Origin of the sequence: Gordonia sp. i37 (genome assembly GCF_002043085.1) — a bacterium.
In the GTDB taxonomy this organism is placed as follows: domain Bacteria; phylum Actinomycetota; class Actinomycetes; order Mycobacteriales; family Mycobacteriaceae; genus Gordonia; species Gordonia polyisoprenivorans.
Map to the genome: position 1 here is coordinate 1 of NZ_MVPX01000410.1, position 15,020 is coordinate 15,020.

General features: G+C 66.5%; 14 protein-coding genes and 1 pseudogene. 7 read left to right on the forward strand and 8 right to left on the reverse strand.

Annotated features, from left to right (window positions below; genetic code table 11):
• The first annotated feature begins 1 nt into the window (after position 1).
• Positions 2–178, forward strand: coding sequence for an Lrp/AsnC ligand binding domain-containing protein (locus B1964_RS20335; RefSeq protein ID WP_139765814.1), 177 nt, complete (start codon positions 2–4; stop codon positions 176–178).
• Between the two features lie 250 nt (positions 179–428).
• On the forward strand, positions 429–2,021 hold the full coding sequence (locus tag B1964_RS20340; protein ID WP_079931063.1) for an amino acid permease: 1,593 nt from the start codon (positions 429–431) through the stop codon (positions 2,019–2,021).
• A 145-nt stretch (positions 2,022–2,166) separates the two neighbouring features.
• Here the strand turns inward: B1964_RS20340 and B1964_RS20345 are convergent, their stop codons facing one another.
• From B1964_RS20345 to B1964_RS20365, 5 genes are all read right to left on the reverse strand, one after another.
• The gene (locus B1964_RS20345; RefSeq protein ID WP_006369853.1) at positions 2,167–2,484 is read right to left on the reverse strand and encodes a putative quinol monooxygenase; all 318 of its coding nucleotides are present in this window, start codon (positions 2,482–2,484) and stop codon (positions 2,167–2,169) included.
• Between the two features lie 106 nt (positions 2,485–2,590).
• Complete coding sequence (locus B1964_RS20350; protein ID WP_079931064.1) at positions 2,591–3,385, reverse strand: sulfite exporter TauE/SafE family protein; 795 nt, start codon at positions 3,383–3,385, stop codon at positions 2,591–2,593.
• A 61-nt stretch (positions 3,386–3,446) separates the two neighbouring features.
• On the reverse strand, positions 3,447–4,673 hold the full coding sequence (locus B1964_RS20355; protein WP_079931065.1) for a cytochrome P450: 1,227 nt from the start codon (positions 4,671–4,673) through the stop codon (positions 3,447–3,449).
• Positions 4,674–4,683: 10 nt separating this feature from the next.
• Positions 4,684–5,679: a PDR/VanB family oxidoreductase gene (locus B1964_RS20360; protein ID WP_079931066.1), complete on the reverse strand. Its 996-nt coding sequence runs from the start codon at positions 5,677–5,679 to the stop codon at positions 4,684–4,686.
• A 73-nt stretch (positions 5,680–5,752) separates the two neighbouring features.
• Positions 5,753–6,514: an IclR family transcriptional regulator gene (locus B1964_RS20365; protein ID WP_079931067.1), complete on the reverse strand. Its 762-nt coding sequence runs from the start codon at positions 6,512–6,514 to the stop codon at positions 5,753–5,755.
• A gap of 88 nt (positions 6,515–6,602) precedes the next feature.
• On the opposite strand from B1964_RS20365, the gene B1964_RS20370 reads away from it, so the two are divergent.
• The gene (locus B1964_RS20370; protein WP_014361718.1) at positions 6,603–7,241 is read left to right on the forward strand and encodes a DUF1345 domain-containing protein; all 639 of its coding nucleotides are present in this window, start codon (positions 6,603–6,605) and stop codon (positions 7,239–7,241) included.
• Positions 7,242–7,538: 297 nt separating this feature from the next.
• On the opposite strand, the gene B1964_RS20375 is transcribed toward B1964_RS20370, so the two are convergent.
• Both B1964_RS20375 and B1964_RS20380 read right to left on the reverse strand, forming a co-directional pair.
• A complete protein-coding gene (locus tag B1964_RS20375) occupies positions 7,539–8,690 on the reverse strand; it encodes an acyl-CoA dehydrogenase family protein (RefSeq protein WP_014361719.1) in 1,152 nt (383 codons plus the stop codon).
• Between the two features lie 4 nt (positions 8,691–8,694).
• Complete coding sequence (locus B1964_RS20380) at positions 8,695–9,888, reverse strand: acetyl-CoA C-acyltransferase (RefSeq protein ID WP_079931068.1); 1,194 nt, start codon at positions 9,886–9,888, stop codon at positions 8,695–8,697.
• Between the two features lie 233 nt (positions 9,889–10,121).
• On the opposite strand from B1964_RS20380, the gene B1964_RS20385 reads away from it, so the two are divergent.
• Both B1964_RS20385 and B1964_RS20390 read left to right on the forward strand, forming a co-directional pair.
• Positions 10,122–10,724, forward strand: a complete 603-nt coding sequence (locus tag B1964_RS20385) for a TetR family transcriptional regulator (protein ID WP_079931069.1) — start codon at positions 10,122–10,124, stop codon at positions 10,722–10,724.
• Between the two features lie 115 nt (positions 10,725–10,839).
• Entirely contained in the window at positions 10,840–11,727 is an 888-nt protein-coding gene (locus tag B1964_RS20390) for an oxygenase MpaB family protein (RefSeq protein WP_079931070.1), read from the forward strand.
• A gap of 14 nt (positions 11,728–11,741) precedes the next feature.
• Here B1964_RS20390 and B1964_RS20395 read toward each other — a convergent pair whose 3' ends face one another.
• The gene (locus B1964_RS20395; protein WP_253194096.1) at positions 11,742–12,404 is read right to left on the reverse strand and encodes a TetR/AcrR family transcriptional regulator; all 663 of its coding nucleotides are present in this window, start codon (positions 12,402–12,404) and stop codon (positions 11,742–11,744) included.
• Positions 12,405–12,565: 161 nt separating this feature from the next.
• Between B1964_RS20395 and B1964_RS20400 the strand changes: the two genes are divergently transcribed.
• Both B1964_RS20400 and B1964_RS20405 read left to right on the forward strand, forming a co-directional pair.
• Entirely contained in the window at positions 12,566–13,003 is a 438-nt protein-coding gene (locus B1964_RS20400; RefSeq protein WP_079931072.1) for a MarR family winged helix-turn-helix transcriptional regulator, read from the forward strand.
• Positions 13,004–13,294: 291 nt separating this feature from the next.
• Positions 13,295–14,932: pseudogene (locus B1964_RS20405) on the forward strand (MDR family MFS transporter).
• Positions 14,933–15,020: the final 88 nt, after the last annotated feature.

A 15,020-nucleotide genomic window follows, 5' to 3' on the forward strand; every position in this document is an offset into this window, starting at 1 on the left:
GATGACGCGCATCCCGGAGGTCGAGGCCGTCTACACGATCGCGGGCGATCCCGACATGCTCGTCAAGGTGCGCGCACGCGACCACAGCCACCTCCAGCAGGTGATCAATCACCTGCGCCGCGGCGGCAAGGCCACCGGCACGAAGACCATGATCGTGCTCGGCTCGTGGCATCGGTGAGCGCAAAGAACATGAACTGATCACCCGGATTCGTTGAATCTTTTGCGTTCACGAGCGGATTCGACGATTCTTCTCGACGTGTCCCACGTCACACTGCTTGCATGAACGGCACTACCGGCTTCCGACTGTCCGACGAGACCGGGCGACAGTGCACGCGGTGACCCCGCGCGCCCCGCCCCGACAGCCCACCCCTGGGGGTCGGTAGCCAGATGCGCTCTGCGCCTAGCGAACCCGCTGTGAGGAGACACCCATGCCCGGAACCGGGATGTGGCGGACAAAATCCGTCGAGCAATCGATCGCCGAGACCGATGAACCGCGCAGCAAGTTGCGCAAGGATCTGACGACACGTGACCTGACCGCCTTCGGCGTCGCCGTGGTCATCGGCGCAGGCATCTTCACGCTCACCGCCCGCACCGCGGGCGACCTGGCCGGACCGTCGGTCTCGTTGGCCTTCGTCCTCGCGGCGGTCGCCTGCGGGCTGGCTGCCCTGTGCTACGCGGAGTTCGCGTCCACGGTGCCCGTCGCCGGCAGCGCCTACACGTTCTCCTACGCCACCTTCGGCGAGTTCATCGCATGGATCATCGGCTGGGACCTGATTCTCGAATTCGCCTTGGCCAGTTCGGTGGTGGCCAAGGGGTGGTCGCTCTACCTCGCCGATTTCATCGGCACGTCGACCACCGTCGCGATCGGCGGGTTCAAGGCCGACTGGGGCGCGGTGCTGATCATCGGGGCGATCACGTTGACTCTTGCCTTCGGCGTGAAACTCTCGTCGCGTGTGTCCACCATCATCACCGCCATCAAGGTGGCTGTCGTGCTGCTGGTGATCATCGTCGGCGCGTTCTTCATCAACACCGACAACTACCATCCGTATGTGCCTGCCGCCGAACCGAACACAAGCGGGGCGTCGGGTCTGCACCAGACGTTGTTCGCCATGCTGAGCGGATCCGACGGCAGCAACTACGGGTGGTACGGCCTGCTGGCGGCGGCGAGCCTACTGTTCTTCGCGTTCATCGGATTCGACGTCGTGGCGACCACCGCCGAGGAGACCAAGAACCCGCAGAAGTCCATCCCGCGTGGCATTCTCGGCTCGCTGGCGATCGTCACCGTGCTGTACGTGGCGGTCACCATCGTGCTGACCGGCATGGTGAGCTACCAGCAGCTACGCACCGGCAGCCCGCTGGTCGGCGACGGAAGCGCGACCCTGGCAACGGCTTTCGAGGCACATGGGGTGACGTGGGCCGAGACCGCCATCAACGTCGGTGCGCTCGCCGGTCTGACGACCGTCGTCATGGTGATGATGCTCGGGCAGACCCGAGTCCTGTTCGCGATGTCGCGCGACGGCCTGATCCCGCGGTCGTGGGGCACCACCAACAAATCCGGGAACCCGGTGCGTATCACCATGATCGTGGGTGTCGTCGTCGCCGTGATCGCCGCGGTGTTCCCCATCGAGACCCTGGAGCAGATGGTCAACATCGGCACCCTGTTCGCCTTCGTCCTGGTGTGCGCCGGCGTCCTCGTCCTGCGCAAGACCCGCCCCGATCTCAAACGCGGATTCCGGGTGCCCGGCAGCCCGTTCGTGCCGATCGTCGCGATCGTGGCCTGCGGCTGGCTGATGATCAATCTGTCCGTCGAGACCTGGATTCGTTTCGTGGTGTGGATGCTCGTCGGGATCGTCGTCTACGCCCTCTACGGTCGTCGACACTCGGTGCTGGGGTTGCGCGCACGCGCGGCGCGTGACGCTGAGGCCGGCTCGTCGGAATTCTCCATCGTGCTAACCGAGATCGTGCAGACCGAGGCAGTGATCGATGAAGCGGCCGAGGACCGGGTCCCAGCCCGCGACTGAGCGTCCGAAACCCGCCGACAGCGCCCGTCACAACGCCGACAGCGCCCAGCTGGGCGTCGAGAGCGCTCTGACGGGCGCTGTCGGCGGTCTACAGAGCGCTGTCGGCGAAAAGCCGGGCGCCGTCGGGGCGGTCAGCGGAACCTGATCAGAGAGCGCCCTTGTCCGCATCACCCGCGGGCACTGCGGTGAAGGTTTTGACGTCGAGCGGGCCGGCCAGCAATCCGCCGATCGCGGCTCCGAGTTCGGTCAGCGCGGGGGCGCCGCCGTGGACTTTGAGGGCATCGGCGGATTCCCACTTCTCGATCATCACGAACTCGTTGCCGGTGGCCGACTGGTGCAGTGCGTACAGCTCGCAGCCCGGCTCCTGGTGCACCTTGTCGATGGCGGTCAGGATGGCCGCACGGACCTCCTCTTCCTTACCGGGTTGCGGGGAAATCGTTGCCACCACGATCACTGCGGACATCGTCGTCACTCACCTTCGTCTCGTCGAACACAATCTCGGATGACGCTACGCCGGATCGCGGCGCAGGGGAACAGACTGCTGCGGAACAGACTGCTGCAGAACGGGCTCAGGCCAACAGTCGCCACAGCCCGATCAGCCCGACCACGACGATGAGGATCCGCAACGCCGTCGGCGGGAGCCGGCGCCCGTATCGGGCGCCGAGGACCCCACCGACCAGCGACCCGACGGCGATCAACCCGGCCGCGGTCCAGTCGATGCGATCGAAGGCCACGATCGTGTAGGTCACCGCCGCAACCACATTCACGATCAGCGAGAGCAGGTTCTTGGCGGCGTTGAGGCGCTGGAGGTCGTCGGGGGCGATCACGCCGAGCGCCCCGATCAGCAAGATGCCCTGCGCGGCAGTGAAGTACCCGCCGTAGATGCCGACAAGGAAGGTTGCCGTGGTCATCGCGGCGATCCTGGTGGGGCTCAGCGGAAACGCCTCGGTCACGGCTCCGGTATGGCCGAGGATCCCGGATCGGCTCAGCGACCATCGCTGGATGCGTGGTCCGGCGACGACCAGGATCAGCGCCCCGACCAACAGGACCGGCACGACCTTCTCGAACACCGTCTCCGGCAGATGCAGGAGCAGGAAGCACCCCAGCAGTGCGCCGAGGAAGGAGCCGGGCATCTGCCAGCGCAGCCGTGGCCACTGTCCCTGCAGTTCGCGGCGATAGCCCCAGGTTCCCGACACACCGCCGGCGACCAGACCGATCGCGTTGGAGATCGTGGCCGTCACCGGCGGCACCCCGAACGACACAAGGGTGGGGAAGGTGATCAGCGTGCCGCTGCCGACCAGCGCGTTGATGGCGCCCGCTCCCACTCCCGCGGCGAGGACGGCAATGAGCTCCCAGGTGGACATGGCCTCCAGGGTGCCCGGTGGTCCGGGCGGGATGGTCAGGTGGGTGGGGTCGGCGAGTCCGCTATTCCACGAAGGTGATCGGCAACGATCCCCACGCGCGCAGCGTGTTGTTGTGGTGTCGACGCGGCGTGGCGGTGAGTTCGATGCGTCGGAAACGGCGCGCAAGGGCGGTCAGGACGGCCTCGGCTTCCAGGCGCGCGACGTGCTGCCCGACGCACTGGTGAATGCCCATCCCGAATCCGACGTGACCGGACGGGTTGCGGGTGATGTCGAAGGCGTCGGGGTTGTCCCAGTGGCGCGGATCGCGATTGGCCGATCCGAGGAACATCAGGATCTTCTTGCCCTCGGGGATCAGAACGTCGCCGACCAGGATGTCGCGGGTGGCGGTACGGAAGAAGGTCTGCACCGGGGCCTCGACACGCACGGCCTCGTCGAATGCGATACGGGCGAGAAAAGGATTGGCGCGCAACAGGTCCCACTGGTCCGGGTTGGTCGCGAAGGCGTGCAAGACCGCGGCCAACCCGTGCACGGTGGTGTCGACGCCGGCCGAGAGGAGCGACCGCACGATCGTCGGCGCCTGATCGGTGGTGATGTCACCGCGATCGGCCGCAGCCCAGATCTGCGCACCAAAGGTGCCGTGGCCATCGCGGCCGACCGGCGTCAACCGGTCTCGCCCGCATTGCTCGTTGACCCAGCCGGACACCGCGGCAATCCGGGGCTCACCGGCGACGACGAGGTCGTTGTGCGGGCCGAAGGAGTTGAACAAGTGATCGCCGTAGGGCAACAGGTTCTCCCGGCCGTCCGCCCCGATCCCGACCGCGTCGGGGAACACGCGCAGCGGGAACGCCTCGGCGATCTCCGGGACTGCGTCGATCGGCGTGTTCGCCGGGAGTGCGGCCACCAACTCGTCGGCATCGGCGCACCAGAGATCGCGTAAACGTCGCAGGGCCCGCACACTCAGGATCTCCGAGAGGACGGCGCGGGGCGCATCGTGGTGCGGCGGATCGGTTTCGAGCAACAGGCTCGGTGGTCGCCAGGGCTTCTCGAGCCGGAAGTTGCTCAGTCCGACGCCGGCGCCGGATTCGAAGTCCTGCCAATCGGTCAGCGCCGCATGCACTTCGGCGTAGCGCCCCATGGCATACAGGTCGTAACGGTTCAGATACACCACAGGACCGGAGTCGCGCAGCATGGCGTGGAAGGCGTCGGGCGACTCGAGGATGTCGTGGCCGAAGGGGTCGGCGTCGCTGAGTGGGGCGTGTGTCCGGGTGGTGTCGGTGGCGGTGGTCATGGTCTTCTCTTCAGAGGTCGAGGACGAGTGTGTCGGTGCAGGAACGGGATACGCAGATGAACATGCAGTCGTTCTGTTCTCGTTCGGAATCGGTCAACAATGAATCGCGGTGATCGGGACGGCCGTCGAGCACGCCGGTGTCGCAGGTGCCGCACGTGCCCTGGCGACACGACGACAGGACCGCAACCCCGGCGTCGGAGACGGCCTCGAGGATCGACCGGTCCGGGGGCACGGTGACGGTTTGTCCCGACCGACGCAACTCCACCTCGAACGGCCGGATCCGCACGGGTGCCGAGAGTTCTTTGGGGACAAAGTGTTCGACACGTACAGCGCCAACCGGCAGGGCCGCACCGGAATCGACGACGGCCGCGGTGAGTTCGACGGGCCCGCAGCAGTAGATCGTGGTTCCGGCGCCGACGGCGTCCAGTTCGGCGGCGAGGTCGGGACGTGGCCCCTCGTCGGTGGCATGGACCCGCACCCGCGGATCGTCGGCGAGTTCGTCCAGGTAAGCCATGGTGCGTCGCGACCGCCCGACATAGATCAACGTCCAGTCGATGCCCAGCAGGTCTGCCTGTCGGCACATCGGCAGGATCGGGGTGATGCCGATCCCACCCGCGACGAAGAGATACCGCTCGGCGGGCACCAGCGCGAAGTTGTTGCGCGGCCCGCCGATCGGCAGCGCGTCTCCTACCGCCAGCTGGTCATGAATGTATCGAGAACCGCCACGTGACAAGGGTTCTCGCAGAACCGCAATCCGGTAGTGGAACGGGTCCCAACGATCTCCGCACAGCGAGTATTGCCGGATGATGTCGCCGGGTAGGACGACGTCGATGTGTGAACCGGGCGACCAGTCGGGAAGTCGGTGTCCGTGCGCCTCGGCCAGGGTCAGTTCGACGACGCCGTCGGCGACGGGCGTGCCGGCGACGACGGTCATCACCAGGCCGTCGGCGGCGGCTGCGGCCACCAGACGGACCGGCGTGGACGACGCGTGCGGTGATGTGGTCATGGTCACAAGGGTTGGATATCGCCGACACCGCCCACAAGACGATTCCCATTGAATGGGAGTGCTACCACCGCCGTCAGCGCCGGTCGATCGGGCGACGCAGTTCGCGACCGATCCCTCGAGCCGCCGCCTGGAGTACCGCGACGTGGCTGGTCGGCCGGTCGTCGCGGGGAACCACCACCGAGATGGCCGCGACCACGAGGTCTTTGGAATCGCGGATCGGCACCGCGATCCCCGTCGCATCCTCGTGGATGAAACCGGGGCACACCGCGACGCCGGAGCGTCGAACCTCGGCCAAGAACGCCCGCAGGTGACGTGGATCGACGATGGTCTGCGCCGTGTACCGCGGTAGCGTCCGGCTCAGCACGCGTTCCTGGAATCCGGCGGGCGCGTGGGCAAGGAGCACCAGGCCCGCCGAGGACGCGTGCAGCGAGAGCCGCCCGGCCACGCGTGTCACGTTGATGACCGCGCCGGGACTCGACAGGCGCTCGACGAACAAGACCTCGGCGCCGTCGAGCACACCGAGTTGCACGTGGTGTCCGACGATGGCGTGTACGTCCTCCAGGAACGGCATCGCCGCCTCCCGGAGCCCGAGCGTCGGGGATGCCCGAGACGCCAACTCCCACAGCCGTACCCCGATCCGGACCCGACGATCCTCGTCGCGCCGGAGCAAGCCGAGACCGACGAGGTCGTCGACGAGGCGCGATGCCGTCGACAACGGAAGCCCGGCGCGTTCGGCGATCTCGGTGACGGTGACGGTGATGTGGTCGGCGTCGAAGACCTCGAGGATGCGGACGGCGCGCTCGAGTACCGACTCCCCCGATGTCGACCGGGCCATCACTTCTCCTGTCGCGGCGTGGCGGACGCGCGATGTCCGGCGCTTGGGCACACAGCGTAGACGCAGTGGTGCTACTGATGGTGGGGTGATGCGCATCGTTCCGAACACAGCTGCGCCCCGGGTCCTCGTATCGGTGCTGTGCGGCGCCGCCCTCGGGGTCGGGGTCGGCCTGCTCGCCCGGGATGCCGGGCATGGCGTCCTCGCCGGAATCGCGACGACCGCCGGGGTTTTCGTCCTTCTCGGCTGGGTGGCGTTGTGGCCCATGGACGCCGCCGACACCCGAGCGCACGTGGGACGGGAGGATTTCCGTCCCATCGTCGACGAGGTGATCGTGGTGGTCGCGGCACTCTCGGCGCTGGGCGGGATCATCGGACTACTCATCGACGGCGGCTCGCACGCCCACTGGATACCCGCGGCGATCGCCCTCCTGGGGGTGTTCCTGTCCTGGGCGAGTCTGCACCTGATGTACGCGACCCGGTACGCATTTCTCTACTACGCCAAGGGAAAAGCCGGCGGGATCGACTTCAACTCCGACGACCCGCCGGCCTTTCGCGACTTCTTCTACTTCAGCTACAACCTCGGTATGACCTATCAGGTGTCGGATACCTCGGTCTCCGACCGCGAGATCCGGTCAGTGGCCCTACGACACTGCCTGCTGTCCTACGTCTTCGGAGCAGTCATCCTGGCGACGACCATCAACCTCGTCGCGGGGATCGTGGTGGGTTAGGCGGGTTCAGCAGTTGCTGACCCTTCACCGATGGTCGACGTTGGTCGAGGCCGCTTCTCGCCCGATGGTCGACGTTGGTCAAGGCCGCTTCTCGCCCGATGGCCGACGTTGGTCAAGGCCGCTTCTCGCCCGATGGTCGAGGTGTGACGAGCCCCCTGGGGCGAGGAACCTCGAGACCACCGACAGCCGACGCTGGTCCGAAACCAGCACCGGCGCTCGAGGTCTCGAGGCCCGGCGCCTGGGGCGCCGGGCACCTCGACCATCGGGCGGAAAGCACCGTCGACGGCGAGGCCCCTACTACAGGCCCATATCCCGCCCGATGAGGTCCTTCATGATCTCGGTGGTGCCACCGAAGATCGTCTGGATGCGCGAGTCGGTGTAGGCGCGAGAGACCTTGTACTCGTTCATGTATCCGTAGCCACCGTGCAGCTGCACGCAGCGGTCGATGACCTTCTTGGCGAGTTCGGTGCACCACCACTTGTTCTTGGCGGCGTCGACGGCGGTCAGGTCACCGTCGAGGACGGCGCGCAGGCAGCGGTCGATGTACTGCTCGGCGATGTCGAGTTCGGTCGACATCTCGGCGAGGTAGAACCGATTCGCCTGGAACGCACCGATGGGTTGCCCGAAAGCCTTGCGGTCCTTGGCGTATTGCAGGGTCTCCTCGAAGACGGCGCGAGCGCCGGCGATGGCCCCGATGCCGATCGACAGCCGCTCCGACGGCAGGTTCTGCATGAGGTGGTAGAAGCCCTTGTTCTCCTCGCCGAGGAGGTTTTCCCGGGGCACCCGGACGTCGGTGAAGTGCAGTTCGGCGGTGTCGGCCGCCTTGAGGCCCATCTTGTCGAGCTTGCGGCCCCGCTCGAAGCCCTCCATGTCGCGTTCGACGACGAGCAGTGAGAACGCCTTGTGCCCGGCGCCCGGGTCGGGGTTGGTGCGGCACACGACCACCACCAGATCGGAGTTGATGCCGGCCGAGATGAAGGTCTTGGAGCCGTTGAGGATGTAGTGGTCACCGTCGAGGCGGGCCGAGGTCTTGATCCCGGCGAGGTCGCTACCGGCGCCGGGCTCGGTCATCGCGACCGCGAGAATCGTTTCGCCCGTGGCCATCCCGGGCATCCACCGAGCACGCTGTTCCTCGTTGGCCAGATGCAGGAAGTAGGGGACGAGAACGTCGTTCTGCAAACTCAGACCGGGTGCGGCGCTGCCGAAGCGGGCGAATTCCTCGACGATGACGGCGTTGAAGCGAAAGTCGTCGGTGACCCCGCCGCCGCCGTACTCCTCGGGGATGTTGAAGCCGAGAAGTCCGGCGTCGCCGGCCTTCTTGTAGGCCTCGCGATCGACCTGGCCTGCGGCCTCCCACTTCTCGACGTTGGGTGCGCATTCGCGGGCGAGGAATTCGCGGGCGGATGCGCGCAGCTGCTCGTGTTCAGCCTCGAAGACGGTACGTTTCATGGATTCAGATCCGTTCGATGATGGTGGCGTTGGCCATTCCGGCGCCTTCACACATGGTCTGCAGACCATAGCGTCCGCCGGTGGCCTCGAGGTGATTGACGAGCGTCGAGAGCAGTCGGGTTCCCGAGGACCCGAGTGCATGGCCGAGGGCGATTGCCCCGCCGCGCGGGTTGAGCTTGGCGGGGTCGGCACCGAACTCGTGCGCCCACGCCATCGGCACCGGCGCGAAAGCCTCGTTGACCTCGTAGGCGTCGATGTCGCCGATCGACAACCCCGAGCGCTTGAGCACCTTGTGGGTTGCCGGGATCGGCGCGGTCAGCATGAAGATCGGATCGTCGCCGGCCAGTGAGAACGCGTGGAATCGGGCACGCGGAGTCAGGCCGAGCTTGGCGGCCATGGTGTCGCTCATGATCAGCGCCCCGGAGGCACCGTCGGTCAGCGGCGAGGAGTTGCCGGGGGTGATGTGCCAGTTGATCTCGGGGAAGCGCTCGGCGTATTCGGGGCTGTAGAACGACGACTTCAGTCCGGACAGACCTTCCTGGGTGGTCTGCGCGCGCACCGTCTCGTCGACGGCGTGGGTGACCCGGTTGCCGTCGGTGTCGGCGACCTCGATCGGCAGGATCTCCTTGGCGAAGAAGCCATCTGCGGCAGCCTGAGCGGCACGACGATGCGACTCGGCGGCGAAGGCATCCACCGCATCCCTGTCGAACTTCCACTTCGCCGCGACCAGCTCCGCCGAGATACCCTGGCCGACAAGCCCTTCGGGGTAACGAGCGGCGATGCTCGGCCCGTACGGGCTCTGCCCGACGGTCGTGAAGCCCATCGGTACCCGGCTCATGGACTCGACACCCGCGGCGATCACGATGTCGTACGCGCCCGCGATGACGCCCTGTGCGGCGAAGTGTGCGGCCTGCTGACTCGACCCGCACTGCCGATCGACAGTGGTCGCCGGCACCGACTCGGGGAATCCGGCCGACAACAGCGCGGTGCGCGAGATGTTGAGCGCCTGTTCCCCGGCCTGGCCGACGCAGCCACCGATGACGTCGTCGACGAGCGCCGGGTCGAGGTCGTTGCGCTCGACAAGGGCGCGCAGCAGGTGCGCGAGCAGTTCGACGGGTTTGGTCTGCGAGAGCGCGCCGCCGGGCTTGCCCTTGCCGGAGGCAAGGCGGACGACGTCGACGATGACAGCTTCGGGCATGGGGAGAACCTCCGGAGGATTCACGGCGCCCGGGTCGCGGCGAGGCGTGTGCGCCCACGCAAGAACCCGAACCACCGACTGATCGTTCGCTAAGTTTGTAACACGGCGGTGTGATGCAGATCAACAAGGTCGCAGGTCCGGACGCCCCGCGAGTTGGCCGACGCCGACGGTCTGCCACCCGCGTCCGCACGTTCGGACGGCGTTCATGGTCGGCGCTACTAGGATCGGACCCTATGGCCCGCGAGAGGAGATCGACGCCGTCGCGATACGCGCGCGTGCGGTTCCTCGAGGCAGGTCTCACCGTCCTCGCCGAGGACGGATTCGGTGCGCTCAAACTCGCGGGGGTCTGCGGCCGCGCCGACGCCACCACCGGCAGCTTCTATCACGCTTTCGACAACTGGGCCGAGTTCACCTCGGCGCTGATCGCCTACTGGCGCGAGGAGAAGAGCCAGCGGCCGATCGCCGAAGCGCGCAAGGTCACCGACCCGGTCGAACGCCTCGCGGCACTGATGGACGTCGGCCTGACCCTGCCCCACGATTCCGAGCGGGCCATCCGCGTCTGGGCCGCCCAGGATCCGGAGGTCCGCAAGCATCAGGAGGAAGTCGACCTCGAACGCCGCGACTTCATCGCCGAGACCTACCGTGAGGCCCTCGGCGACGAGTTCGCCGCCGAGGAGTACGCCACCATCTCGATGTATCTGCTCGTCGGATACGAAAGCGGGACGCTGCGCTCCTACGAGGCCCTCGACCTCGGGTTCCGGATGTTCCTCCAGAGCGCGATCGGCCCGCTCGGCGAACTCGGCGACGGGGCCAGGACCCCGCCCCCCGACCACTGACGTATGCCCGTCCTTGCGGATCTCCCTGGCTGAGCCACACCCCTTGCCAAGTGTGACCCCTTGCACAAAAGTGTAAGTCATCTTATAGTCGGTGCCACGACGCGAGGAGGCAGCCATGCTCAGGATCGACCGCAACCACGGCCTCGACCCCGACACCGACTTCGGCGAGATCTACCGCAATCTCGTCACCTACGAGTTTCCCTGGGACATGAACCAGGCACTGAGCTTCGCACTCTTCCGCACCTACGCAGTGCCGAGCATCGGACGACTGCTCGACGAGACCGGCGAGTTCACCGGACGCGTACAGAAGCGCTACGACGACACCGGCCTGCTTCTGGAAGTTCCTCTACTGGAAGGGATTTCGAGTCAACAGGGTAAAGCGGCCATTCGCCGCATCAACCAGATGCACAAGATGTACGACATCACCAACGACGACATGCGTTACGTCCTGGCCACATTCGTCGTCGTGCCCAAACGGTGGATCGACGATTACGGGTGGCGCCGGATGACCTACGAGGAAGTGCGCGCGTCGGTGCTCTACTACCGCTCACTCGGAAAGCACATGGGGATCACCGACATCCCGGAGACGTACGAGGACTTCACACGCCTGCTCGACGAGTACGAGGCATCACACTTCGCCTTCGACGCCGGGGCACGGCGCGTCGCGGACTCGACCATGCACCTGATGACGACTTTCTACCCGAAACCGGCGGCGCCCCTGATCGACATCTTCAGCCGCTCGGTGATGGACGCCCCCCTGTTGCAGGCGTTCCACTATCGCAAGCCGAATGCTTTGGCGCGCAAGCTCTCCGTCGCCGGACTCCGGGCACGCGCCCGGGTCGTCGCACTGCTGCCCTCTCGGCGCAAACCCCGCCTGGTCCGGGACATGCCACGAATCCGCAGCTACCCCAACGGCTTCGAGGTCGACAAGCTCGGCACCTTCGCCCCCGGATGCCCGGTACACCGGACGACCGAAGTGATCGAAGAGGTCTCAGCCAGCTGACCAAACCCTGGATCTCAGCCGTCCACCGCGCCGAACTCCACTGCGGCGAGTGCGATCCGCACGTACTCCGCCGCCGTCTCCGCAGGCGTCTTGGGCCCGTCGGGGTGATACCAGCTCGCGATGCCCTGACACATGGACAAGATCGCCCGTCGCGCGGAGTCGGGAACCGATGTCGCGAAAACCCCAGCGCGGCAACCGTCTTCGATGGCGTCACGCAGCTGCCCGTCGATGGTATCGCGATGCTCGCGATACCAGCGGCCGTTCTCGGCAGTCAGTGAGCGGCGCTCGGAGTCCAAGAAGGCCAGGTCCCGGTGGTTGGCCATATACAACGCGGTCGCCTCGACCAGCGCCGAGAGCCGGCGCACCGGATCGTCGCCGGCCTCGGCGAGCGCGGCGTCGATGTGGGCGCTGACTGTGCTCATCGCGTGGTCGAACAGCGCGACGAGGATCGCCTGCTTGTTCTCGTAGTGGTAGTACAGCGCCGGAACCGTCACGCCGACCTCGGCGGCGATGGTGCGCACACTGGTGGCGTCATAGCCGTGCTCGACGATCTGCGTGAGGGCGACGTCGAGGATCTTCGGCAGAGCCAGCGGCGGATAGTGCCGCCAGTCGTCGACGGGAACGGCCACGGCCGAACGGGCGTGCACCGGTGTGGCCTGGCCCATCGCCGCTCCCATCGTGGACAAGTGTGTTCGGTCTACAAGTGTTCGTGATCGGCGTCAATGCTAGACGGCCGGATCGAGTTCGCGATGCTCACGCCCGTCGCCGCCACGTACTACCCTGACCTGGTCCGGGCGCTGGGCCCGAGCACTCCCGACCGAGGGGAATGTCGCCGATCATGAGCGCGGACCCGATCACCGCACTGGAAGCCGAGCTCGCCGACACCTGGCGGCGCGGCCGCAACCGGACGCGCTCCCGCGCCCATGCGATCGATCCGCGACTCGACCCGTCGGCCTATCCGGTGATCACCATCCTCGCCGGCCACGAGTCACTGCCGATGTCGCGACTCGTGCATGAGCTCGGCCTGGACAAGTCCACGGTCACGCGACAGGTCGACGCGGTGGTGCGCCTCGGGTTGGTCGAGCGCTCCCCCGACCCACATGACGCGCGGGCGCGGGTCGTCCGCCTCACCGACGCCGGACGCAGTCGATACGACGAGGTTGTCGCCTCGTCGGTGGTCGAGTGGCGTAAGCGCCTGGCCGAGTGGGATCCCGAGGACATCAGGACACTCACCGACCTGCTCCACCGACTGAGCGACGACACCGACGACACCTGAGGCGTCGAGCGGGTAGAGGCTACCGCTGAGGTACCGATCACATCCGAATCGGACAGGAATACCTCCCGATAGTTGCATGTTGCATCTATTACACTTATAGTTGCGCTAGTCAACTAATTGCTGCGCGTCGGCTCCGCGCATATCTCGGCCGGGCGGACCACTGGTCCCCTCGCCGTGACACCCGACTTGTTCCCCGCGTTCCGCGGACGGATTCGACCTGATTCTTTGGGAGGTTTTCGCATGAGTACGACCGTTTCGAAGCGCGCACCCGCTTCGTCGACGGGCGCGCCGATGACTCACCGGCAGCGCATCGAGGCACTCGTCGGACTGTTGCTCGGCATGTTCGTCGCATTCTTGTCCTCGACCATCGTGTCCAACGCATTGCCGGTGATCATCACCGACCTGCACGGCACCCAGGACCAGTACACCTGGGTTGTCACCGCCACCTTGCTGGCCTCGACGGCCACCACCCCGTTATGGGGCAAGCTCTCCGACCTGATCAGCAAGAAGCTGCTGGTGCAGATCGCTCTGACGGTGTTCACACTCGGCTCGATTCTGGCCGGATTGTCCCAATCGGTGGGCATGCTGATCGGCTTCCGCGTCATCCAGGGCCTGGGACTGGGCGGCCTGCAAGCGCTCGTCGTGATCGTCATCGCCTCGATGTTCAGCCCGCGCGAACGCGGCCGCTACCAGGGTCCGATCGCCGCGGTCATGTCCCTGGCCACCGTCGCCGGCCCGCTGATCGGCGGCGTCATCGTCGACACCAGCTGGCTCGGCTGGCGCTGGACGTTCTACGTCTGCGTCCCGCTGGCGGTGATCGCCCTGCTCGTCATCCAGCGCACCCTGAACCTCCCGGTCATCCGCAAGGAAGTCCGCATCGATTACACCGGCGCGGTGTTGATCGCCTCCGGTGTCAGCACCCTGCTCATTTGGGTGACGTTGGCGGGCAAGAACTTCGACTGGATCTCGGTGTGGTAGATCGGCCTGGTCGTACTCGGCCTGGCATTGATCGCGGCGGCGTTGTTCGTCGAGTCGCGGGCCAAGGACCCGATCATCCCACTGCGTTTGTTCCGGGACCGGACGATCGCCCTGGCCACCGTCGCCAGCGTCGCGGTGGGCGTCGCACTGTTCGGTAGTGCGGTCTTCCTCGGCCAGTACTTCCAGATCGCCCGCGGCTACTCCCCGACCTCCGCAGGCCTGCTGATGCTGCCGATGATCATCGGTTCGATGCTCTCGGCGACGGTCTCCGGACAGCTGATCACCCGCTTCGGCCGGTGGAAGGGCTTCATCGTCGCCGGCGCGGCGCTGATGACCGCAGGATTCGCCCTGCTGTCGACGATCGGCGCGCACACCAACATGGTGCTGCTCGGCGGATACCTGTTCGTCCTGGGTGTCGGCATGGGCATGAGCATGCAGAATCTCGTGCTGGCAGTGCAGAACAACGTGTCCCCGGCCAACCTCGGGTCGGCGACCTCGACGATCACGTTCTTCCGTTCACTCGGTGGCGCGGCCGGCGTGTCGGTGCTGGGAGCGGTGTTGTCCAATCACGTCGCGGATCTGATTACCAAGGGGCTCAGCGCACTTGGCGTCGACACCTCGACGACGGGCTCGGCGGGACTGGCCAATCTCAACGATCTGCCCGCGCCGCTCGCCGACCTGGTCCGCGGCTCCTACGGCGACGGCACCGCCCGGATCTTCCTGGTGGCCGGCGTGATGGCGGCGATCAGCCTGATCGCGGTGCTGTTCATCAAGGAGGTCGCGCTCAAGACGCACAGCGCGCTCGACGAGCACCTCGAGAACGTCGACGTCATGGCCGACGACGAGCAGAAATCGTTGCCGGACAACGTCATCGACGCGGAGCTGATCGACACCGATGACAGCCGGGCGCGGGCCGACGGCGCCCACCGCGACCGGGTGCCTGCCCCCTGATCGACCCCCAATCGTCCACTACTGCAGCGGCTCACGGTGATCCCCCGTGAGCCGCTGGTTGTTCCAGGAGCCCTTCGGGCATGCGGCG

Coding starts and splice junctions, on each gene's coding strand:
- B1964_RS20335 (WP_139765814.1), top strand. CDS start 2: ATGACGCGCATCCCGGAGGTCGAGGCCGTCTACACGATCGCGGGCGAT.
- B1964_RS20340 (WP_079931063.1), top strand. CDS start 429: ATGCCCGGAACCGGGATGTGGCGGACAAAATCCGTCGAGCAATCGATC.
- B1964_RS20345 (WP_006369853.1), bottom strand. CDS start 2,484: ATGTCCGCAGTGATCGTGGTGGCAACGATTTCCCCGCAACCCGGTAAG.
- B1964_RS20350 (WP_079931064.1), bottom strand. CDS start 3,385: ATGTCCACCTGGGAGCTCATTGCCGTCCTCGCCGCGGGAGTGGGAGCG.
- B1964_RS20355 (WP_079931065.1), bottom strand. CDS start 4,673: ATGACCACCGCCACCGACACCACCCGGACACACGCCCCACTCAGCGAC.
- B1964_RS20360 (WP_079931066.1), bottom strand. CDS start 5,679: ATGACCACATCACCGCACGCGTCGTCCACGCCGGTCCGTCTGGTGGCC.
- B1964_RS20365 (WP_079931067.1), bottom strand. CDS start 6,514: ATGGCCCGGTCGACATCGGGGGAGTCGGTACTCGAGCGCGCCGTCCGC.
- B1964_RS20370 (WP_014361718.1), top strand. CDS start 6,603: ATGCGCATCGTTCCGAACACAGCTGCGCCCCGGGTCCTCGTATCGGTG.
- B1964_RS20375 (WP_014361719.1), bottom strand. CDS start 8,690: ATGAAACGTACCGTCTTCGAGGCTGAACACGAGCAGCTGCGCGCATCC.
- B1964_RS20380 (WP_079931068.1), bottom strand. CDS start 9,888: ATGCCCGAAGCTGTCATCGTCGACGTCGTCCGCCTTGCCTCCGGCAAG.
- B1964_RS20385 (WP_079931069.1), top strand. CDS start 10,122: ATGGCCCGCGAGAGGAGATCGACGCCGTCGCGATACGCGCGCGTGCGG.
- B1964_RS20390 (WP_079931070.1), top strand. CDS start 10,840: ATGCTCAGGATCGACCGCAACCACGGCCTCGACCCCGACACCGACTTC.
- B1964_RS20395 (WP_253194096.1), bottom strand. CDS start 12,404: ATGGGAGCGGCGATGGGCCAGGCCACACCGGTGCACGCCCGTTCGGCC.
- B1964_RS20400 (WP_079931072.1), top strand. CDS start 12,566: ATGAGCGCGGACCCGATCACCGCACTGGAAGCCGAGCTCGCCGACACC.